We start from the raw sequence: 20,036 nt of genomic DNA, 5'->3' as shown, positions 1-20,036 counted from the left end.
ACTCCGCCCCCACACTCGATGGCCCGGCGCGTGGCTGTCTTCGGGGCACCTTTGTGCCCGAACACGAAGGAGCCGCACCATGAGATCGCGTTTTCTGCGCGCGGGTCTGGCCGCCCTGCTCAGCACGGCCGGGCTCGTCGGCGTCTCGCAGCAGCCGGCCCAGGCAGCACCGCCCGGAAGCAAGGACGTCACCGCCACCCTCTTCGAGTGGAAGTTCGCCTCGGTCGCCAAGGAGTGCACCAACACCCTCGGCCCGGCCGGGTACGGCTACGTCGAGGTGTCGCCGCCCCAGGAGCACGTCCAGGGTGCGCAGTGGTGGACCTCCTACCAGCCCGTCAGCTACCGCATAGCGGGCCGGCTGGGTGACGGGACGGCCTTCAAGAACATGGTCGACACCTGCCATGCCGCCGGGGTCAAGGTCATCGCCGACGCCGTCGTCAACCACATGAGCGCCGGCTCGGGCACCGGCACCGGCGGCACGTCGTACAGCAAGTACAACTACCCGGGGTACTACCAGGACCAGGACTTCCACTCCTGCCGGACGAACATCTCCGACTACACCAACCGCGACAACGTCCAGAACTGCGAACTCGTCGGGCTCTCGGACCTGAACACCGGCAGCGACTACGTGCGCTCGACGATCGCGGCGTACCTGAACGGCCTCATCGCGCTGGGCGTCGACGGATTCCGCATCGACGCCGCCAAGCACATGGCGGCGGCCGATCTCTCCGCGATCAAGGCCAAGCTCAGCAACCCATCCGTCTTCTGGGCGCAGGAGGTCATCTACGGTTCCGGGGAGGCCGTGCAGCCCGGCGAGTACACCGGCACCGGTGACGTCGACGCCTTCCAGGGCGCCTACGACCTCAAGCGGATCTTCACCGGAGAGAAGCTCGCCTACCTCAGCAACTGGGGTGCCTCTTGGGGCGCGGGCTACCTCGCGAGCGGCAGTTCGCGCACCTTCGTCGACAACTGGGACACCGAGCGCAACGGTTCGACCCTCACCTACAAGGCGGGCGCGACCTACACCCTGGCCAACGTCTACATGCTGGCCTGGCCCTACGGCTCGCCCAACGTGTACTCCGGCTACGAGTTCTCCGACAACGACGCCGGCCCGCCGGGCGGCGGCACCGTCAACGCCTGCTACAGCGACGGCTGGAAGTGCCAGCACGCCTGGCCGCAGATCGCGGGCATGGTCGGCTTCCGCAACGCGGTCGCCGGCACCGCGGTGACCAACTGGTGGTCCAACGGCAACAACGCCATCGCCTTCGGGCGCGGCAGCAAGGGCTACGTCGCGATCAACCACGAGAGCGGCTCCCTCACGCAGACCTTCACCACCTCGCTGCCCGCCGGCACCTATTGCGACGTGCAGCACAGCGGCGCCACCTACACCGTCGGCTCGGACGGCAGGTTCACCGCCACCATCGGCGCCAACGACGCGGTGGCGCTCTACACCGGCGCCCCCTGCGGCAGCGGAGGCGGCGGCACGACGCCCGCGAGCGGGGCGTCCTTCTCGGTCAACGCCACCACGGTGTGGGGCCAGAACGTCTACGTCGTCGGCAACAACGCCGCCCTCGGCAACTGGAACACCGGCAACGCCCTGCCGCTGTCCTCGGCGGCCTACCCGGTGTGGAAGCTCGACGTCTCCATGGGCGCGGGCACGTCCTTCGAGTACAAGTACATCAAGAAGGACGCCGGCGGGAACGTCACCTGGGAGTCCGGCGCCAACCGTACGGCGACCGTCCCCGCGAGCGGCAAGGTGACGCTGGGCGACACCTGGCGCGCCTGACCCCTCCCTGCGCCCCGGCGCCTCAGCAGCGACCCGGCGCGGTGTCCAGGACGGCGAGCAACGCCGTCAGGGCATCGCGCTGGTCCGTGTCCAGGGGGGAGAGCAGCTCCTCGGCCGCCGCCCGGCGGGCGCGGCGCAGCCGCCGCACGGCGTCGTCGCCCTCCTCGGTGAGCTCGATGCGCACCACCCTGCGGTTGACCGGGTCGGGCGCCCTGCGGACCAGCCCCCGCTCCTCCAGGGCGTCGGTCAGGCTCGTCACCGCGCGCGGCACGACGTCCAGCCGCTCGGCGAGGTCGGCCATCCGGGGCGCGGTTCCGCTCTTGAGGATGTGCGCGACCGTGCGCAGCATGCGTGCCTGGGCCGGGGTGATGCCGACCGGCTCCAGGTGCCGCCGCTGTGCGCGGTGCAGCCGGCGGGTCAGCCACAGCAGCTGGTCGGCGAGGCGCCCGGTGCTCTCGTCGGTCTCCGCGGCGGAGGTGCGGGATTCCATGGTCAGAGAGTATCAGGATGCGGTTCATTGTGAGTATAGGTAACAATGAACTACACTCTCATCGCCTTGACATGCCCGGACCTTTCGGAGGCCCTTTGCACCCCGATCAATCCCCGCGGTGGACCCCGCCGCCCAAGGACCCCGCCCGACCCAACGACGTGCGCCGCGTCCTGCGGCTCTTCCGTCCCTACCGTGCCCGCCTGACCGTCGTCGGGCTCCTCGTCGGCGCCGCCTCACTCGTCTCGGTCGCCTCGCCCTTCATGCTGCGCGAGATCCTCGACACCGCGATCCCGCAGGGCCGCACCGGGCTGCTGAGCCTGCTCGCCCTCGGCATGATCGCGACCGCCGTCCTCAACAGCGTCTTCGGCGTCCTGCAGACCCTGATCTCCACCACGGTCGGCCAGCGCGTCATGCACGACCTGCGCACCGCCGTCTACGAGCAGCTGCAGCGCATGTCGCTCGCCTTCTTCACCCGGACCCGCACCGGAGAGGTGCAGTCCCGCATCGCCAACGACATCGGCGGCATGCAGGCCACCGTCACCTCCACCGCGACCTCGCTCGTGTCCAACCTCACCAGTGTCGTGGCCACCGTCGTCGCGATGATCGCCCTGGACTGGCGCCTGACCATCGCCTCCCTGCTGCTGCTCCCGGTCTTCGTGTGGATCAGCCGCCGGGTCGGCACCGAGCGCAAGAAGATCACCACCCAGCGCCAGAAGCAGATGGCCGCTATGTCCGCGATCGTCACCGAGTCGCTGTCCGTCAGCGGAATCCTCCTCGGCCGCACCATGGGACGCGCCGACTCCCTCACCCGCTCCTTCGCCGAGGAGTCGGACCGGCTGGTCGACCTCGAGGTGCGCTCCAACATGGCCGGCCGCTGGCGGATGTCCACCATCGGCGTCGTCATGGCCGCCATGCCCGCGCTCATCTACTGGGTCGCCGGCATCGCCGTCAACGGAGCGGGCGGGGCGGTGTCGATCGGCACGCTCGTCGCCTTCGTCTCGCTCCAGCAAGGCCTGTTCCGGCCCACCGTCAGCCTGCTGTCGACCGGTGTCCAGGTGCAGACCTCGCTCGCGCTCTTCCAGCGCATCTTCGAGTACCTCGACCTGCCCGTCGACATCACCGAGAAGGACGAACCCGTACGCCTCCCGCGGGTCCGCGGCGACATCCGCTTCGAGGGCGTCGGCTTCTCCTACGACCCGGCCACGCCCGGGCGCACCCTCGACGGCATCGACCTGACGGTCCCGGCCGGCGGCAGCCTCGCCGTCGTCGGCGCCACCGGCTCTGGCAAGAGCACCCTCAGCTACCTCGTGCCCCGGCTGTACGACGTCACCGAGGGCCGCGTCACGCTCGACGGCGTCGACGTCCGCGACCTCGCCTTCGACACGCTCGCCGCATCGGTCGGCGTCGTCTCGCAGGAGACGTACCTCTTCCACGCCTCGGTCGCCGAGAACCTGCGCTTCGCCAAGCCCGACGCCACCGACGAGGAGGTCGTCGCCGCCGCCCGCGCCGCGCAGATCCACGACCACATCGCGGGGCTGCCCGACGGCTACGACACCGTCGTCGGCGAACGCGGCTACCGCTTCTCCGGCGGCGAGAAGCAGCGCCTGGCCATCGCGCGGACGATCCTGCGCGACCCGCCGGTCCTCATCCTCGACGAGGCCACCAGCGCGCTGGACACCCGTACCGAGCACGCCGTCCAGGACGCCATCGACGCCCTCTCGGCGGGCCGGACGACCCTCACCATCGCCCACCGGCTGTCCACCGTCCGCGACGCCGACCAGATCGTCGTCCTCGACCACGGCCGGATCGTGGAACGCGGCAGCCACGACGAACTGCTCGCCCTGGACGGCCGCTACGCCGCCCTGGTCCGCCGTGACGCCCAACTCGTCCATACGGCATGATCCTCGGCCATGGGACCCATCGCGGGGGCGGAACTCCCCGGCTACCGGCAGATCGAGGCGGACGCCTGGACCAATGACCACGGCGACCTCGTCAGCCTGCACTGGTTCGACGTGCCGCCGGACATCCCCGCGCCCCTGGAGGACCTGCCGCGCCTGCGCCACGCCCTGGCCCACTACACCCACGGGGCGGGCGGCGGCCTCATCGAGGCCGACGTCCTGCACCTGGGAACGGTGCCCACGTTGCGCCAGGTCATCAAGGTCCCCCTGCCGGACCGCCCCGCCGGCCAGGCGTTCCTCGGCAGCTACACCCTGCCCCGGGCCTCCTGCAGCGCCGTCGTGAAGGTCCAGGCCCTGGAGGAGGGCACCACCGGCGTCCGGGAGGCGCAGGTGCTCATCGAACTCGGCCCCGAGCGCTACTTCATGCCCCACCCCTACGCCTCGGACCTGCGGCAGGGCCTGCCCTTCCACTGGGGCGACGCCCCCCACTACGACGCGCACTTCCCCGACCATCCGCTCACCCGGGTCCGGGACGCACTGGCCCAGCTCGCCGTCTCGCTCCAGGTGGCACCGGAGTACGCGGCCCTGCCTCCCTTCGCGGGACCGGCCGCCACCGCGCCGTAGACCCGGGTGAGCAAGCGCACACCCCGCCCTCGGCGAGCGCCCGCCCGGCGCCCGGCGCCGGCGCTAGGGTGAGCGGCGCCGCGCAGACCGCAGGAGGTAACCGATGGCCGCTTCCGACCGTTCCGCCCTGCTGCTGGCCAGAGTGCTCGCCACCACGGGCACCGCCCACTTCGTGGCGCCCCGGCCCTTCGACGCGATCGTCCCGCGCGTCCTGCCCGGCGAGCCCCGCACCTGGACCTACGTCAGCGGCGCGGTGGAACTGGCGCTCGCCGCGGGCATCGCACTGCCCCGTACCCGCCGGGCGAGCGCCCTGCTGGCGGCGGGCTTCTTCACCGCCGTACTGCCGGCCAACGTGAAGATGGCCCGGGACTGGCGCGACCGGCCCGTGCCGCTGCGGAACGCCGCCTACGCCCGGCTGCCGCTGCAGGCGCCGCTCGTGCTGTGGGCCCTGAAGGTGAGCCGCGACAGCCGCCCCTGACCGGCCCACGGGGCGTTGTCGGTGCCCCGTTCTACCCTCGAACGGTGACCTCGCACAGGAGCCCGTCCGTCGCCGTCGTCGCCGATCCCCTGGGAACCGGCGGGCGGCTGCAGGCGCTGCGCGAGGACGGCACGGCGGACGGTCCCCCGCAGACCGTCGGCGACCTCGTGGCGGCCGTCGCCGAGCGCGAGGCCCGGCAGGCGCCGCGCTGGGTGTGGGCCGCCACCGACGAGATCTACCCGCCGCTGCTGGAGCGGCTCCCGGCCCGTCCGGCCCGGTGCCACGACCTCAAGCTCGTCGAGGCCCTGCTGCTCGGTTCCGAGGAGCGCTGGGGCCTGCCCCGTTCGCTGGGCGCCGGCTGGGCCCGGCTGCGCGGACTCCCCGTGCCGGACGACGCGCGCGAAGGCGGCTCCGACGACCAGCCGGTGCTCTTCGCCGCCGACCGCCATCATCTGCCGCCGGGCACCGACCCGCTGGAGGCGGTGATCGCCGTCCACGCCGACCAGCAGCGCCGGATCGCCCTGTCCGAGCACCCCGACCGGCTGCGCCTGCTGGCCGCCGCCGAGTCCGCCGGCGCCCTGGCCGCCGCCGAGATGGCCCGGGACGGCCTGCCCTGGAGCGCCGCCGCCCACGACGCGGTGCTCACCGGGCTGCTCGGCCCCCGTCCGGCGGGCGGCGTCCGTCCCAAGGTGCTGTCCGAGCTCGCCACCGGCATCCATGAGGCCCTGGGCCGCCCGGTGAACCCCGACTCGCCCGCCCAACTGCTGCCCGCCTTCGAGCGCGTGGGCGTGCGGATCACCTCGACCCGCTCCCATGTGCTGCGGGAGGTCGGGCATCCGGCCGCCGCGTTGCTGCTGCGCTACAAGGAGCTCTCCCGTATCCACAGCGCCCACGGCTGGTCCTGGCGTGAACAGTGGGCGCCCGCCGGGCGGTTCCACCCCGAGTACGTCGTCGGCGGTGTCGTCTCCGGCCGCTGGGCCACCCGCGGCGGCGGAGCGCTGCAGATCCCCCGGCAGATCCGCGCCGCCGTGGTCGCCGACCCCGGGCACCGGCTGGTCGTCGCCGACGCGGGCCAGCTGGAACCCCGCGTCCTGGCCGCCCTCTCCGGCGATCCCGGGCTGGCGGCGGCCGCGGCCGAGGGCGACCTGTACGCGGCCCTCGCGCGCACCGCGTTCGGGGGCGACCGCGCGCGGGCCAAACTGGGCCTGCTGGGCGCGATGTACGGCCAGACCAGCGGCGAGGTGGGGCCGCTGCTCGAGGTCCTGCGCCGCCGCTTCCCGGACGCCATGCGCCTGGTGGAGTCCGCCGCCCGCACCGGCGAGGGCGGCGGTGTCGTCCGGTCCCACCTCGGGCGTACGTCACCGGCGCCGTCCGCCGACCGCCAGGAGCTCACCGACGCCCAGGCCCGCGCCTGGGGCCGCTTCACCCGCAACTTCGTCATCCAGGCCACGGCCGCCGAATGGGCGCTGGCCGTGCTGGCCTCCCTGCGCCGTCGCCTGGCCGCCCTCGACGGACGGCCGCGCCTGGTGTTCTTCCTGCACGACGAGGTCATCGTGCACACCCCCCAGGAGCTGGCCCCCGCCGTGGAGCACGCCGTCGCGGAGTCCGCGGAGGAGGCCCGGCGCCTGCTCTTCGGCCCGACGCCGGTGCCCTTCCCGCTGCACACCCACGTCGTCGAGTGCTACGCGGACGCCAAGTGAGCGGCGCGCGGTCAGTCCGTCAGGAGCACGACCTCCAGGGTGCGCGGCCCGTGCACGCCCTCCACCCGGTCCAGTTCGATGTCGCTGGTGGCAGAGGGCCCGGAGATCCACGTCAACGGCCGGACGGGATCCAGCCGTTCCAGTGCCTGCGGCACCGAGTCCACGACCTGCTCCGGGACGCGCACGACGACGACGTGGTGGTCCGGAACGAGCGTGATCCTGCGCCGCCCCTGGTCGGGCCCGGCGTCCAGCACGATGGTGCCGGTCTCCGCGATCGCCACCGCGCAACCGGTGACGACGCTGTCGACGGCGTCCAGTTCGCGGGCCGTCAGCGCCGCGGAATCGGCCACCCGTTCCACGTCCTGCACCGCCGAGAGCCACTGCTCCGGAAGGCCGGGTGGGACGACGACCCGGCGGGCGCCGCGCGCGGCCAGCAGGCCGGCGAGGCGGCCGGGCAGTTCGTCGCCGGTGGCGCGGTGGACGATGGCGCGGTAGTCGGCGAGGTTCTCGGCCAGCAGATCGGCGGTCTGCGCGGCGTCCCGCCGTCCGTGGACGCGCAGGTAGTCACGGTCCACCGCACCGCGCGCCGGTGCCGTCCCGCGCGGCGCGTCGGCGAGGGCGCGGCGGATCCGCCCCAGGACCTGGTCACGGGTGCTCACTTGGTGCCCTCCCTGCTCTCCGTGCTGTCGCTGTCGTTGCCGGCGCCGGCGGTGCCCGGTCCCCGGGTGCGCCGCCACCAGTCGCGGAAGGACTCCGCCGGCACCGACGGGACGTCCCGGGTGTCGGTCCACGCCTTCCCGGGCCCCGGCAGCCGGCTCGGGTGGAACCTGCGGGTCCGCGACGCCAGCCGCTGGCCGGCGCGCAGCGCGGCCGGGTGGTCCAGCGTCCAGCGCGCCGCGCGCATGGCCGCCCGCTCGGCCGCGTGGCCCTTGGCGGGCCTGAGCGTCACCTTGTTGCCCGCCCGGGTCACCTCGCCGCCCTGCACGACGCGTTCCCGCAGGTGGACGAGGACCTCAGGGATGTCGATGGCGACCGGGCACACCTCGTAGCAGGCGCCGCAGAGGGACGAGGCGTACGGCAGCGAGGCGTCGATCGCGGTGTCCGTGCCGCGGAGCTGCGGGGTGAGGATGGCGCCGATCGGCCCGGGGTAGGCGGACCCGTACGCATGCCCACCGGCCCGCTCGTACACGGGGCAGACGTTGAGGCAGGCCGAGCAGCGGATGCACCGCAGGGCCTGCCGGCCCACCTCGTCGGCGAGGGTGTCGGTGCGGCCGTTGTCGACCAGGACGAGGTGGAAGGTGCGCGGTCCGTCCTCGTCGGTGGTCCCGGTCCAGGTGCTCGTGTACGGGTTCATCCGCTCGGCCGTGGAGGAGCGCGGCAGGAGCTGCAGGAAGACCTCGAGGTCCTGCCAGCTCGGCAGCACCTTCTCGATGCCGACCACCGAGATCAGGGTCTCGGGGAGCGTCAGGCACATGCGGCCGTTGCCCTCGGACTCCACCACGACCAGGGTGCCGGTCTCGGCGATCATGAAGTTCGCGCCCGAGATGCCGACCTTGGCGCGCAGGAACTTCTCCCGCAGGTGGAGCCGTGCGGCCTCGGCCAGTTCGGCGGGGGAGTCGGAGAGCCCCTCGGGCGCCGGACGGCCCCAGCGGCCCATGGCCTCGTTGAAGATGTCCCGGATCTCGGAGCGGTTGCGGTGGATCGCGGGCACCAGGATGTGGCTCGGCAGGTCGTCGCCGAGCTGCACGATCAGCTCGGCCAGGTCCGTCTCGTAGGCGGAGATCCCGGCCTCGGCGAGCGCCTCGTTGAGACCGATCTCCTGGGTCGCCATGGACTTGACCTTGACGACCTCGGTCTCGCCGGTGGCGCGTACCAGGTCCGTCACGATCCGGTTGGCCTCGTCCGCGTCGACGGCCCAGTGGACGGTGCCTCCGGCGGCGGTAACCGCCTCCTCCAACCGCACCAGGTAGTGGTCGAGATGGCGCAGCACGTCGTCCTTGATCTGCTTGCCCGCCGCCCGCAGTTGCTGCCAGTCGTCGAGTTCGGCGACGGCGCGGGCCCGCTTGTCCCGGATGGTGTGGGTGGCGTGCCGCAGGTTGCCGCGCAGGGTCGTGTTGTGCACGGCCTCGCCGGCGGCGACGGGGAAGGCGGGCATGCCCAGGTAGGTGCCGCTCATCGGATGCCTCCGTAGGGCTGTTCCTCGGTCGACGCGAGGATCTCGGCGAGGTGGACCGGCCGGACCTCGGAGCCGAGCCGGGCGAGGGTGCCGCCGATGTGCATCAGGCAGGAGTTGTCCACCGTGCACACGGCGCGCGCGCCGGTGGAGGTGATGTTGCGGGCCTTGTCCGCGCCCATCGCCGCGGACACGGCCGCGTTCTTGACGGCGAAGGTGCCGCCGAATCCGCAGCATTCCTCCGCGCCCGGCAGTTCGACCAGCTCCAGCCCCTTCACATGGCTGAGCAGCTCCACCGGGCGCCGGCCCAGCCCCAGCATCCTCAGGCCATGACAGGTCGGATGATAGGTGACGGGATAGGGGAAGTAGGCGCCGACGTCCGTCACCTTGAGCACGTCCGTGAGGAACTCGGTCAGCTCGTAGGTGCGCGGCACGACGGACGCGGCGACGGCGGCGAGGCCCTCCCCGCGCCCCTCCGCGCGGGCCCGGTCGCCGATGCGGGGATAGTTGTCCCGCACCATCGCGGCGCAGGAACCGGACGGGGTGACGATGTAGTCGTACCCCTCGAAGGCCTTGGCGTACCGCGTGACCAGGGGCTCCGTTTCGTGCCGGTAGCCGGTGTTGAACTGGGGCTGGCCGCAGCAGGTCTGCGCGGCGGGGAAGTCCACGGTCACCCCCAGCCGCTCCAGCAGGGTCACGACGGCCTTCCCCGTCTCGGGGTACAGCGTGTCGTTCACGCAAGTGACGAACAGTGCTACGCGCATGCGGCCTCCTCACGGTCGGCACGGCCACCCGTGGGCTCATACTGCCGTATACGCCCCGCACTATGGGGCAGAGATCGGATGTCTGCGTGCCGCAGAAGGTGCCATTGACGAGCCATGTCGGGGTGTCCTAACGTCCCTGCCATCGATTGAAACCTTTCATATCAGACCCGAGAGGCCAGGGCCGACCGTGCAGCGCGTCTGTTTCCTGTTGAAGGTCCGGAAGGACCGGCTCGCCGAGTACCGCGAGCGTCACGCAGCCGTCTGGCCTGAGATGCTGGACGCCCTCTCGGCCACCGGCTGGCACAACTACTCGCTCTTCCTCCGTGAGGACGGCCTGCTCGTCGGCTACCTGGAGACCGAGGACTTCGCGGCCGCACAGGAGGCGATGGCGGCGACCGACGTCAACGCCCGCTGGCAGGCGGAGATGGCGGACTTTTTCGAGGCGCTGGACGGGGCCCGGCCCGACGAGGCCATGCGGCCGCTCACGGAGGTCTTCCACCTGGCATGACTTCGCGCCCGTAGCCCGCGCGGACGATCCGCCCAGCCCCGGAGGCCACCGTTCCGCTCCGCCGCTTCCGTTCGGCCGGCCGGACACAGTGGGCACCGACGCCGTCACCTATGCGTAGCATGAACCCGCGGCCTGCGGCGGGCCGGCGGCAGGAGGTAGGGCGGAGCTCGTGACACGCATGGTGGGGATCAAGGACGTCGCCCGACAGGCGGGTGTTTCGGTCGGCACGGTGTCCAACGTGATCAACCGGCCCGACATGGTCTCCGAGGACACGCGTGCCCGCGTGCTGTCGGTCATCGAGCAACTGGGCTACGTGCGCAGTGAGTCCGCCCGGCAATTGAGGGCGGGCCGCAGCAGGATCATCGCGCTGCTCGTGCTCGACATGGCCAACCCCTTCTTCGTGGACGTCGCCTCCGGGGCCGAGCGGGCCGCCCGCGAGACCGGGCTCGGCGTCATGCTCTGCAACAGCGGCGAAAGCCCCTCGGAAGAGGCCGACTACCTGGGCCTCTTCGCCGAGCAGCGGGTGCGCGGCGTCCTGGTGACGCCCGCTGACACCAGCGGCCGGAACATCGCCTCCTTCCGGCGCCACGGCATCCCCTTCGTCTTCGTGGACCGCGTCGTGCCGAGCGCCGAGGCCTGCTCGGTGTCCGTGGACGACATCGAGGGCGGCCGCCTCGCGGTCGACCACCTCATCGAACGCGGCCACGAACGCATCGTCTACGTGAGCGGTCCGATGCACCTCGCCCAGTGCCAGGACCGGCGCACCGGCGCCCTGGACGCGCTCGCCGCCGCCGGGCTCCCCGCCGAGTCCCTGGCGCACATCGAGGCGGAGCGTCTGGACGTCCCCTCAGGACGCGACGCCGGCGCCCGGCTCCTGGGGATGGCCAACCGCCCGACCGCCGTCTTCTGCGCCAACGACCTGCTCGCGCTGGGCGTGCTGCAGGCGCTGTACGCGGCGGGCATCGCGGTGCCCGAGGAGATCGCGCTGGTCGGTTACGACGACATCGAGTTCGCGGCGGCCGCGGCGGTGCCGCTGACGTCCGTGCGGCAGCCCGCTTACCGGATGGGCCGCGCTGCGGCCGACCTGCTCATCGAGGAGACCGGGGACGCGGCCGAGGAGCACGAGCACCGGCGCATCGTCTTCCAGCCCGAACTCGTCGTCCGGGGCTCCACCCTCGGCAAGAGCGGCCGCGCCGCCCGCTGAGCCCTCCGGGGAGGGTGCCGGGCCCTGTCGGGGCCGTGCCCGGCCCTCGGGCCGATCCGTTCCGCCGGCACCACGCACCTTCGCCGGGTCACTGGCCGGCGGCGGTACGCCCGTTGCTGCCGGGCCCCGACGACTTCGGTGGTCTTCGGCCGGGGAGCGGCGCGGCCCCTCTCGCCGCGGGGACATCCCGGTCGCACCCCAGCCCGCGGACGGCCGTCCGCCGGCCTCTCTCCCGGCGCGGATGCTCCCGGTGCGGCCGTCAGCCGGCCGCGGCCACCGGTTCCGGCGTCCGGGCCGCGTCCAGGGCGCGGTCCTGTCCCCGCAGGTAGGCGCGGATCTCACGGACCGCGCTGCGGCCGGCCCGGTTGGCGCCGATCGTGCTCGCGGAGGGGCCGTAGCCGATGAGGTGGACGCGCGGGTCGGCGGCGACCTGGGTGAGCCCCTCCAGACGGATGCCGCCGCCGGGCTCGCGCAGGCGCAGCGGGGCGAGGTGGTCGAGGGCGGCACGGAAGCCGGTGGCCCACAGGATGACGTCGGCGGTGACGTGGCGGCCGTCCGCCCAGGTCACGCCGTCCGGGGTGATCCGGTCGAACATGGGGAGGCGTTCGAGGATGCCGCGCTCGCGGGCGCGCTCCATCGCCTCGGTCATGGGCAGCCCCGTCACGCTGACGACGCTCTGGGGCGGAAGGCCGTGCTTGACGCGTTCCTCGACCAGCGCGACCGCTGCCCGTCCCTGATCCTCCCCGAAGGGGCCGGTGTGGTAGGCGGGCGGCCGCCTGGTCACCCAGGTCGTCGCGGCCGCGCCGCCCGGTTCGTGGAGCTCCATCAGCAGCTGGACGGCCGAGGTGCCGCCGCCGACCACGATCACGTGCTTCCCGGCGAACTCCTCGCGCCCGCGGTACCCCGCCGTGTGCAGCTGGCGGCCGCGGAAGGCCTCCTGGCCCGGGTAGCGGGGGACGAAGGGCCGGTCCCAGGTCCCGGTCGCGTTGATCAGCGCGCGGGCAGCCCACGTGCCGACGTCGGACTCGACCAGCAGGCGCCCGTCCGGGCCCTCGCGGACCGTGGAGACGTCGACCGGGCGGTGCACCCGCAGGTCGAAGGTGCGCTCGTAGCGGTCGAAGTACTCGGCGACGACCTCGGCGGACGGCCGGTCGGGGTCGGCGCCCTCCAGCTCCATGCCGGGCAGCGAGTGCACCCCGTGCGCCCTGCCGTACGTCAGCGTCGGCCAGCGGAACTGCCAGGCGCCGCCGGGGCCGGGGGAGTGGTCGAGGACGACGAAGTCCTCGTCCGGCCGCATCCCGTTCCGTCGCAGGAAGTACGCACCCGAGAGCCCGGCCTGCCCGGCCCCGATGACGGCGACGTCCACATCCACATGGTTCACGTTTCCACTAACTACGGGCGTTCGTGGAAGCTTCCCGCGGACACCTCGCGCCGCAGCCGGGCCACCCGCGCGGCGGCCTCCTCCAGGCGGGACAGCGGCAGGTCGCCGTCGGCGACCGCGCGGGTGGCCGCGGTCCGGATGGCCTCCAGGACGCCCGCCCCGCAACGGGGCCCGAGCTGCAGCAGGTCCACGCCCGAGAGCCAGGCCAGGACGGCCGCGCCCGGTACACCCCAGCCCTCCACGACCTCGTCGGTGTCCAGCGGTTCGCTGATCACGACCGCGCCCTCACCGAACTCGTCCCGCAGCAGTTCGGTGACCGCGGGCCCGCTGAGCGCGGCCGGGACGTCGACGGTGACCGCCCCGGCCCGTTCCAGGCCGCGCCGGAGCCATTCCGGCGGTCTGCGGGTCCGGCCGACGGGCAGCAGGCAGACGTCGACCAGCGCGGCGACGCGGTGCGGTGCGTACACGTGGGGGTCCCCCTCTGGCGCTCGGGCGGGCGCTGCCGACCCTATCCCGAGGGACGGCAAGTGGTCCAGACCAATCGTGGGCGGCCGCCCGGATCAGGACAGCCGCCCCCGTCGTGCCGCGCCGTTCACCGGCCTCCGAAGAGCAGCGGCGGGCGTCCTCTCGAGTAGCCTCCGTGCGGCCAGTTCGGGCATGACGCCCTCACCGAACCAGTACGCCTCCTCCAGGTGCGGGTAGCCCGACAGCACGAAGTGGTCGATCCCCAGGGCGTGGTACTCCTCGATCCGGTCGGCGAGCTCCGCGTGGCTGCCGACCAGCGCCGTCCCGGCCCCGCCGCGCACCAGGCCCACCCCGGCCCCCATGCAGCGCCGGCATCCGCTGCCGGCCCACCGACTCGCAGCGCCCCAGCGCCTCGTGCGCGGCGGCGACCGTGTCCTCGTCCAGGTCGTCCAGCAGCCGGTCCGCCGTGGCCCACGTCGGGCAGGCGGTGAGCGGGCGCGCACGCCGCCGCGTCCGCGGAACCGGTCAGGCGCAGGCGCGGGCGCTACGACTTGTCACGGGAACCCGGACGGGGGCGGTGCGGGGAGGGCGCGAAAAGGCGCACGAAACGGCGCGCGCGAAAGGCGCGCGAAGAGGTGAGGAAGCGTCAGCAGCCGTGGCGACAGGCGGCGGAGGCCACCCGCAACAGGTCGATGTGACCGCGCGTGGTGAGCAGAACGGGACGCCGCATGTCCACGACCGTAGCCAGGCCGTCCACATTGCCTCCACGGCGTCCCGGCCCTCGGAACGCCCGAGCCGCCCCCACCACGCGGCGGGTTTCCGGGTGGGCCACCATGGTCACATGGCCGACGCTTTCTCCACCCGCACCCTCGACGTCACCACCGGCAGCCGGGAGACGGTCCACGACCTGACCGGCGCCTGCGCCGACTTCCTCGACGACGTCGCCCACGGACGCGACGGGCTGCTCAACGTGTTCGTCCCGCACGCCACCGCCGGGATCGCCGTCATCGAGACCGGCGCGGGCAGCGACGACGACCTGCTGGCCGCGCTCCACGACCTGCTCCCCGCCGACGACCGCTGGCGCCACCGCCACGGCAGCCCCGGCCACGGCCGCGACCACGTGCTGCCCGCCATCGTCCCGCCGCACGCCACGCTCCCGGTGATCGGCGGCCGGCTGGAGCTCGGCACCTGGCAGTCCGTCGTCCTGGTCGACACCAACCGCGACAACCAGCGGCGCCAGGTCCGGCTGAGCTTCCTCGGCTGAATCGCGAGCCGCCCGCACCTCCCGCGCGTCAGCCCGTCAGCCAGTCCATGACCGCCCGGGCGTCGAAGGCGTCCTGCCCTCCGCGGACCAGCAGACCGGCCGTCGCGAAGGCGGGGTCGTCGGCCTGCACGGCCAGGTAGGGGACGGCGACGCACCGCATGCCCGCCCGGTGCGCCGCTTCCGCGCCGGGCGGCGCGTCCTCGACGACCACGCAGTCCGCCGGGTCCACGCCGAGCCGGGCCGCCGCCTGCAGGAACACGTCAGGGGCGGGCTTGCCGCGGTCGACCTCCTCCGCCGAGACCGCGGTCGTCAGCCGGGCGTCCAGCCCGGTGCCCGCCAGCACCGCCCGGATCGCCTCGCGCGACGAGCCCGAGGCCACCGCCATGGGGTGCCCGGCCTTCGCCAGCAGCTCGACGAACGCGCGCATCCGGGGGAACACATCGGTGGCCCCGCGGGCCAGCTCCAGGTAGAGCCGGTTCTTGCCGTCCAGCAGCTCCTGGACGGACGCCGACAGGCCGTACTCCTCGCGGAGGGTCTCCAGCGTCTCCTTGGTGCCGATGCCGATGAAGCGCCGGTGCTGCTCCCAGGTGAAGTCGTCCACGCCGTGCGCGGCCAGCAGCCGGCGGCCCGCCTCGAAGTAGTTGGGCTCGCTGTCCACGAGGGTGCCGTCGAGGTCGAATATCACCGCGGGGAGCGTCATGCCTCCCAGCATGCCAAGCCGGCGATCACGGCGTGCGCCCGGCCGCGGCGTCCCGGCCGACCTCCCGTACCAGCGGCAGCATCCGCTGCGGCACCCGCTCGCGCAGCGCGACCTCCGTGCGGGTGCGCACCACACCCGGCACCTGGACCAGACGCTGGATCACGTCCTCCAGGTGCGCGGCGTCCCGGGCGACCACCCGGGTGAGCAGGTCGCCGCCGCCGGTGATCGAGAACGCCTCGATGATCTCGGGCACGGCGGCCAGGGCCGCGCCCGTGGCGTCCAGGTGGCCCTGGGTCACCTCCAGGTGGACGAAGGCCAGCACCCGGTACCCCAGGGCCTCGGGCGACAGGCGCGGGCCGTACCCGGTGATCACCCCGTCCCGTTCCAGCCGGTCGAGCCGCGCCTGCAGGGTCCCGCGCGCCACACCCAGGATGCGGGCGTACTCGCGGACGCTGGTGCGCGGCTGTTCCAGCAGCAGCGCCAGGATGCGGGCGTCCAGCTCGTCGGCGGGCACGGGACGCTGCCTCGCGCCGCTCAGAGGAGGGCGTCGATGGTGATCGGCAGTTCGCGGATGCGCTTTCCGGTGGCGTGGTAGACCGCGTTGGCGATGGCGGGTGCGATGCCGACCAGGCCGACCTCGCCGACGCCCTTGGTGCCGGTCGGTGTGCCGCGGTCGGGCTCACCGACGAAGACCACGTCCAGCTCCGGGATGTCGGCGTTCACGGCGACGAGGTAGTCGGTGAAGTTCCCGTTGGCGATGCGGCCGGTGCGCGGGTCGGTGACCGTGTCCTCGAACAGGGCCATGCCGATCCCGCCGACCGTACCGCCGATGATCTGGCTCCTGGCGGTCTTCTCGTTGAGGATGCGGCCGCCGTCGATCGCGGACACCACCCGGGCGACCCGGACGAGGCCGAGGTCGGCGTCGACGCGTACCTCCACGAACTTCGCGCCGTAGGCCCCGGCCATGGACATGCCGATGGCGGCCGGGTCCGGAGGTGTGCTGCTCCCGGTCGCCGTCAGCTGGGGCAGCCCGTGCCGGGAGAGGATGTCCGCGTAGGACTCCCCGCGGTCCGGGCGACCCACCAGGTGCACCCGGCCGCCGGAGGCCTCGACGTCCTCGGGGGAGGCGCCCAGCAGCGGGGAGTCGGCGTCCCCGCGCGTGAGGTCCGCGAACAGGCCCACGAGTTTGCGGCAGGCGTCGTGAACGGCGTTGCCGAGCGCGCCGGTCAGACCGGAGCCGCCCGCCATCATCGAGTCGGGCATGTCGGAGTCGCCGAGGTCGAAACGGACCCTCTCCAGGGGCAGGCCCAGTTCCTCGGCGGACAGCTGCGCCATCACGGTGTACGTGCCGGTGCCGATGTCGGTCGCCGCGCTGCGCACGAACGCGCTGCCGTCGCGGTTGACGGTCGCCTCGGCCATGCAGGGCGTCGCGAAGTACGGGAACATCGCGCTCGCCATGCCGTAGCCGACGAGCCAGTTGCCGTCGCGCATGGACCGCGGCTCCGGGTTCCGGTCGGCCCAGCCGAAGCGCCGCGCGCCGGCCTCGTAGCACTCCAGGATCGCCTTCCCGGACCAGGGCAGCCCGTTGCGCGGGTCGACCTCGGTGTGGTTGCGGATCCGCAGCTCCAGCGGGTCGATGCGCAGGGTGTACGCCAGTTCGTCGAGGGCCGACTCCAGCGCGAAGCAGCCCTGCGCCTCGGCCGGGGCGCGCATCGACGTCGGTACGGCGATGTTGAGCTTGGCCTGCTGGTCCCGGGTGATCACGTTCGGGCACCGGTAGGCGAACGAGGTCCCGTGGGAGAACGGCTCGAAGTCGTTGTCCTCCATGCTCAGCGAGCTGAGGCTGCGGTGGTCGAGGGCGACCAGTTCACCGTCGCGCGTGGCGCCCATGCTGAGCCACTGCACACCGCTGGGACGGTGCCCGACGGAGGTGAACATCTGCGGCCGGGTCAGCACGAGCTTGACCGGACGCTTGGTCGACCGGGCGGCCATGGCGGTGAGGATCACGTGCGGCCACGCCCGCAGCCCGGCGCCGAAGCCGCCGCCGACGTAGGGCACCAGCACCCGCACCGAACTCTCGGGGATGCCGAAGACCATGGACAAGGTGGTGCGCACCATCGACGGCCACTGGCTGGTGTCGTGGACGGTGAGGGTGTCCTCCTCCCACACGGCCAGCGTGGCGAACAGCCCGAGCGGGTTGTTGGTGTTGTCCGCCGTGAGGTAGGTGCCGCGCACGATGACGTCGGCGGCCTCCAGGGCGGCGGCCACGTCGCCGCGCGAGTGGTCCATCTTCCACGGGTCGACCACATGCTGCGCCCTCGGGTCCTGCAGGTCCAGCAGCGGCTCGCCGGCCTCGTACTCGGCGTGCACCAGCCGCGCCGCGGCGGCGGCCTGCTCCGGCGTCTCGGCCACCACGAAGGCGATGTGCTGCCCGTGGTGCATGATCCGGTCGTTGCGCAGCGGGGCGGGCGGCGCCTGCCCGAGCACCGTGGTGGGGCCGGGGCCGACCTGCGGGGCGTTCTCGTGGGTGAGCACCGCGATCACACCGGGGGAGCGTTCGGCCTCCTCGGTGTCCATGCGGACGATCCGGCCCGCGGCGATGGTGCTCTGCACCAGGGCGCCGTAGGCCTGGCCGTGGACGTTGAAGTCCATCGGGTAGGGCGCGGCGCCGGTGACCTTGCGCGGTCCGTCGACCCGGTTGACGCCCGCACCGACCAACGGCCTGCTCTCGACCGTGCTCATGCCGTCACCCCTGACACTGTCTGCAGCTCGCGGACGAGGGTCCGGCGGGCCAACGGCACCTTGAACGCCGTGCCGGGCACGGTCCAGGCGTCGCGCATCGTCGCCTCGGACGCGTCCAGGAAGGTGGCCGACGTGGCCGGAGCGCCCGTCAGCACGTGCTCGGCCTCGTAGGCCCGCCAGGGTTTCGAGCCCACCCCGCCCAGCCCGACCCGGGCCTGACGGATCGTGCCGTCCTCCACGACGAGCACCACCGCGGCCGAGGTCAGGGCGAACTCGTACGACATCCGGTCGCGGACCTTGAGGTAACCCGAGCGGGCGGACGGCGGCGGGAGCGGGATCTCGACCTCGGTGATCAGCTCGGCGTGCTCCAGGACGTTCTCCCGTTCGGGACTCTCGTCGGCCGTGACGTAGAACTCCGAGAGGGGGACGCTGCGCCGGCCCGACAGCCCCTGGACGTGCACGACCGCGTCGAGCGCCACCAGGGCGACGGCGAGGTCGGAGGCGTGCAGCGCGATGCAGTTCTCGTTCACGCCGAGCACCGCGTGCATCCTGGCCGCGCCCTGCACGGCCGCGCAGCCCGTGCCCGGTGCGCGCTTGTTGCACTCGAGCACCATGGGGTCGCGGAAGTAGCGGCAGCGGGTGCGCTGCAGCAGGTTGCCGCCGATGGTGGCCATGTTCCGCAATTGCACCGAGGCGCCCATCAGGAGGGCCTCGCGCACCACGGGCAGCCGCTCGGCGACCGTGGCATCGGCGGCCAGCTCCTCCATCGTGGCCAGCGCCCCGACGTGGAGCGACTCGCCGCGCCGCTCGATGCCGTGCAGCGGGAGCCGGGTGATGTCGATCAGCGTCGGCGGCTCCAGGACCCCGTCCTTCATCAGGTCCAGCTGGGTCGTGCCGCCCGCGAGGCAGGACGCCGACGGGTCCTCCGCCAGCAGCCGCACGACCTCCTGGGTGTCGGTCGCCCGCACGTACTCAAAGGTGCGCATCGTAACCTCCCCCGGACGCCGCCTCGCGGATCGCGGCCACGATGTTGGGATAGGCGCCGCAGCGGCACAGGTTGCCGCTCATGAACTCCCGGATCTCCTCGTCGGAGCCGGTCCGGCCCTCGGCCATCAGCGCCACAGCGGACATGATCTGGCCGGGGGTGCAGAAGCCGCACTGGAATCCGTCGTGGTCCATGAAGGCCCGCTGCACCGGGTGCGGTCCGTCCGCGCCGCCGACACCCTCGATGGTGGTGATCGCCCGGCCCTCGGCCTGGGCGGCCAGTGTCAGGCAGGCCAGCACTCTCCTGCCGTCGAGATGGACCGTGCACGCGCCGCAGGCTCCCTGGTCACAGCCCTTCTTCGTGCCCGTCAGGCCCAGCCGGTCGCGCAGCGCGTCCAGCAGCGTGACCCGGGTGTCCAGGCGAAGGGTGTACGACCGGCCGTTGACGTCGAGTGTCACGACCCGCTCGATGGTTCCGGGACGGTCCACGTCCCGCTCGCTCGCCACGTCCCTCATCGCGTCCTCCTCCGGACGGGTCGGGTACGACTCGAGCCCCTCCTGGGGCGGATCCGGTGAGTTGGTTCGTCAGGCGCCGTTAAAAGGCGGGATCGACTTTTCGCGTCAATACGTCCGCCTTTCTCCTTAATATACGCCGAATGGGTGTTTCGGCATGGGCCAGTGGTCCGGCCCCGCCCTGGCCGCGCGATCGGCGGCCGGGCCAATGGCCCAGTGGAACGGGGCTCGGTTGAGCCAAGGGCCCTGAGGATGTTTTCCTGGACGCGACGATGGCGTTGCGGGAGGCACCAGTCCCCGCAGCGCCTTTTCCATGCGCGGACACGCACCGCGGCACGAACGAGGGGGCAGGGCGGGCACGT

19 protein-coding genes and 1 pseudogene are annotated in these 20,036 nt (G+C 72.8%); 8 read left to right on the top strand and 12 right to left on the bottom strand.

The features are described 5' to 3' along the window. The first annotated feature begins 79 nt into the window (after positions 1-79). Positions 80-1,786, top strand: coding sequence for a carbohydrate-binding module family 20 domain-containing protein (locus ACFV3E_RS19820; protein WP_500535784.1), 1,707 nt, complete (start codon positions 80-82; stop codon positions 1,784-1,786). Positions 1,787-1,808: 22 nt separating this feature from the next. Here ACFV3E_RS19820 and ACFV3E_RS19815 read toward each other — a convergent pair whose 3' ends face one another. Beyond that, positions 1,809-2,276 carry a MarR family winged helix-turn-helix transcriptional regulator gene (locus ACFV3E_RS19815; RefSeq protein ID WP_500535783.1) on the bottom strand — a complete coding sequence of 156 codons (468 nt, stop codon included), beginning with the start codon at positions 2,274-2,276 and terminating at the stop codon, positions 1,809-1,811. Between the two features lie 95 nt (positions 2,277-2,371). Here ACFV3E_RS19815 and ACFV3E_RS19810 point away from each other — a divergent pair, with 95 nt between their 5' ends. The 4 genes from ACFV3E_RS19810 to ACFV3E_RS19795 all read left to right on the top strand — a co-directional run bounded on the left by ACFV3E_RS19810 (position 2,372) and on the right by ACFV3E_RS19795 (position 6,976). Further along, positions 2,372-4,177, top strand: a complete 1,806-nt coding sequence (locus ACFV3E_RS19810) for an ABC transporter ATP-binding protein (protein WP_500363756.1) — start codon at positions 2,372-2,374, stop codon at positions 4,175-4,177. 9 nt (positions 4,178-4,186) lie between these two features. Continuing rightward, entirely contained in the window at positions 4,187-4,798 is a 612-nt protein-coding gene (locus ACFV3E_RS19805) for a hypothetical protein (protein ID WP_500535782.1), read from the top strand. A 103-nt stretch (positions 4,799-4,901) separates the two neighbouring features. Next, a complete protein-coding gene (locus tag ACFV3E_RS19800; protein WP_500535781.1) occupies positions 4,902-5,276 on the top strand; it encodes a DoxX family protein in 375 nt (124 codons plus the stop codon). Between the two features lie 44 nt (positions 5,277-5,320). Then, positions 5,321-6,976: a bifunctional 3'-5' exonuclease/DNA polymerase gene (locus ACFV3E_RS19795; protein WP_500535780.1), complete on the top strand. Its 1,656-nt coding sequence runs from the start codon at positions 5,321-5,323 to the stop codon at positions 6,974-6,976. A gap of 11 nt (positions 6,977-6,987) precedes the next feature. Here ACFV3E_RS19795 and ACFV3E_RS19790 read toward each other — a convergent pair whose 3' ends face one another. From ACFV3E_RS19790 to ACFV3E_RS19780, 3 genes are read right to left on the bottom strand one after another with little or no spacing between them, the layout of a single operon-like run. Continuing rightward, entirely contained in the window at positions 6,988-7,635 is a 648-nt protein-coding gene (locus ACFV3E_RS19790; protein ID WP_500535779.1) for a LutC/YkgG family protein, read from the bottom strand. Then, positions 7,632-9,152, bottom strand: a complete 1,521-nt coding sequence (locus tag ACFV3E_RS19785; protein WP_500535778.1) for a LutB/LldF family L-lactate oxidation iron-sulfur protein — start codon at positions 9,150-9,152, stop codon at positions 7,632-7,634. Before ACFV3E_RS19785 ends, ACFV3E_RS19790 begins: the two co-directional genes overlap by 4 nt. Further along, the gene (locus ACFV3E_RS19780; RefSeq protein ID WP_500323273.1) at positions 9,149-9,913 is read right to left on the bottom strand and encodes a (Fe-S)-binding protein; all 765 of its coding nucleotides are present in this window, start codon (positions 9,911-9,913) and stop codon (positions 9,149-9,151) included. Before ACFV3E_RS19780 ends, ACFV3E_RS19785 begins: the two co-directional genes overlap by 4 nt. Positions 9,914-10,100: 187 nt before the next feature. Here ACFV3E_RS19780 and ACFV3E_RS19775 point away from each other — a divergent pair, with 187 nt between their 5' ends. Then, positions 10,101-10,421 carry an L-rhamnose mutarotase gene (locus ACFV3E_RS19775; RefSeq protein ID WP_386992943.1) on the top strand — a complete coding sequence of 107 codons (321 nt, stop codon included), beginning with the start codon at positions 10,101-10,103 and terminating at the stop codon, positions 10,419-10,421. A 178-nt stretch (positions 10,422-10,599) separates the two neighbouring features. Beyond that, a complete protein-coding gene (locus ACFV3E_RS19770) occupies positions 10,600-11,625 on the top strand; it encodes a LacI family DNA-binding transcriptional regulator (protein WP_499517006.1) in 1,026 nt (341 codons plus the stop codon). A 259-nt stretch (positions 11,626-11,884) separates the two neighbouring features. On the opposite strand, the gene ACFV3E_RS19765 is transcribed toward ACFV3E_RS19770, so the two are convergent. The 3 genes and pseudogenes from ACFV3E_RS19765 to ACFV3E_RS19755 form a co-directional block, all read right to left on the bottom strand. Continuing rightward, entirely contained in the window at positions 11,885-13,006 is a 1,122-nt protein-coding gene (locus ACFV3E_RS19765) for an NAD(P)-binding domain-containing protein (RefSeq protein WP_500535777.1), read from the bottom strand. A gap of 11 nt (positions 13,007-13,017) precedes the next feature. Next, on the bottom strand, positions 13,018-13,473 hold the full coding sequence (locus ACFV3E_RS19760; RefSeq protein WP_500535776.1) for a hypothetical protein: 456 nt from the start codon (positions 13,471-13,473) through the stop codon (positions 13,018-13,020). Positions 13,474-13,514: 41 nt separating this feature from the next. Then, positions 13,515-13,948 (bottom strand): annotated as a pseudogene (locus tag ACFV3E_RS19755) (alkanesulfonate monooxygenase); the annotation flags it as partial. 364 nt (positions 13,949-14,312) lie between these two features. On the opposite strand from ACFV3E_RS19755, the gene ACFV3E_RS19750 reads away from it, so the two are divergent. Further along, complete coding sequence (locus ACFV3E_RS19750) at positions 14,313-14,735, top strand: secondary thiamine-phosphate synthase enzyme YjbQ (RefSeq protein WP_500535775.1); 423 nt, start codon at positions 14,313-14,315, stop codon at positions 14,733-14,735. A 28-nt stretch (positions 14,736-14,763) separates the two neighbouring features. Here ACFV3E_RS19750 and ACFV3E_RS19745 read toward each other — a convergent pair whose 3' ends face one another. The 5 genes from ACFV3E_RS19745 to ACFV3E_RS19725 are packed head-to-tail and all read right to left on the bottom strand — an operon-like array spanning position 14,764 to position 19,677. Further along, positions 14,764-15,435: an HAD family hydrolase gene (locus ACFV3E_RS19745; RefSeq protein WP_500535774.1), complete on the bottom strand. Its 672-nt coding sequence runs from the start codon at positions 15,433-15,435 to the stop codon at positions 14,764-14,766. Between the two features lie 25 nt (positions 15,436-15,460). Then, the gene (locus tag ACFV3E_RS19740) at positions 15,461-15,949 is read right to left on the bottom strand and encodes an Lrp/AsnC family transcriptional regulator (RefSeq protein WP_499515487.1); all 489 of its coding nucleotides are present in this window, start codon (positions 15,947-15,949) and stop codon (positions 15,461-15,463) included. Positions 15,950-15,969: 20 nt separating this feature from the next. Beyond that, positions 15,970-18,177, bottom strand: coding sequence for a xanthine dehydrogenase family protein molybdopterin-binding subunit (locus ACFV3E_RS19735; protein WP_500535773.1), 2,208 nt, complete (start codon positions 18,175-18,177; stop codon positions 15,970-15,972). Beyond that, positions 18,174-19,163, bottom strand: coding sequence for an FAD binding domain-containing protein (locus ACFV3E_RS19730; protein WP_500535772.1), 990 nt, complete (start codon positions 19,161-19,163; stop codon positions 18,174-18,176). Before ACFV3E_RS19730 ends, ACFV3E_RS19735 begins: the two co-directional genes overlap by 4 nt. Continuing rightward, positions 19,150-19,677 (bottom strand): (2Fe-2S)-binding protein, encoded by a 528-nt coding sequence (locus tag ACFV3E_RS19725; RefSeq protein WP_500363730.1) that lies wholly within the window; start codon positions 19,675-19,677, stop codon positions 19,150-19,152. The genes ACFV3E_RS19730 and ACFV3E_RS19725 overlap by 14 nt, the downstream gene beginning before the upstream one ends. Positions 19,678-20,036: the final 359 nt, after the last annotated feature.

The organism is Streptomyces sp. NPDC059718, assembly GCF_042733315.1.
Classification (GTDB): Bacteria; Actinomycetota; Actinomycetes; order Streptomycetales; family Streptomycetaceae; genus Actinacidiphila.
This window is presented reverse-complemented; position numbering and strand designations above follow the sequence as displayed.

Coding starts and splice junctions, on each gene's coding strand:
- ACFV3E_RS19820 (WP_500535784.1), top strand. CDS start 80: ATGAGATCGCGTTTTCTGCGCGCGGGTCTGGCCGCCCTGCTCAGCACG.
- ACFV3E_RS19815 (WP_500535783.1), bottom strand. CDS start 2,276: ATGGAATCCCGCACCTCCGCCGCGGAGACCGACGAGAGCACCGGGCGC.
- ACFV3E_RS19805 (WP_500535782.1), top strand. CDS start 4,187: ATGGGACCCATCGCGGGGGCGGAACTCCCCGGCTACCGGCAGATCGAG.
- ACFV3E_RS19800 (WP_500535781.1), top strand. CDS start 4,902: ATGGCCGCTTCCGACCGTTCCGCCCTGCTGCTGGCCAGAGTGCTCGCC.
- ACFV3E_RS19785 (WP_500535778.1), bottom strand. CDS start 9,152: ATGAGCGGCACCTACCTGGGCATGCCCGCCTTCCCCGTCGCCGCCGGC.
- ACFV3E_RS19780 (WP_500323273.1), bottom strand. CDS start 9,913: ATGCGCGTAGCACTGTTCGTCACTTGCGTGAACGACACGCTGTACCCC.
- ACFV3E_RS19770 (WP_499517006.1), top strand. CDS start 10,600: ATGGTGGGGATCAAGGACGTCGCCCGACAGGCGGGTGTTTCGGTCGGC.
- ACFV3E_RS19750 (WP_500535775.1), top strand. CDS start 14,313: ATGGCCGACGCTTTCTCCACCCGCACCCTCGACGTCACCACCGGCAGC.
- ACFV3E_RS19745 (WP_500535774.1), bottom strand. CDS start 15,435: ATGACGCTCCCCGCGGTGATATTCGACCTCGACGGCACCCTCGTGGAC.
- ACFV3E_RS19735 (WP_500535773.1), bottom strand. CDS start 18,177: ATGAGCACGGTCGAGAGCAGGCCGTTGGTCGGTGCGGGCGTCAACCGG.
- ACFV3E_RS19730 (WP_500535772.1), bottom strand. CDS start 19,163: ATGCGCACCTTTGAGTACGTGCGGGCGACCGACACCCAGGAGGTCGTG.
- ACFV3E_RS19725 (WP_500363730.1), bottom strand. CDS start 19,677: ATGAGGGACGTGGCGAGCGAGCGGGACGTGGACCGTCCCGGAACCATC.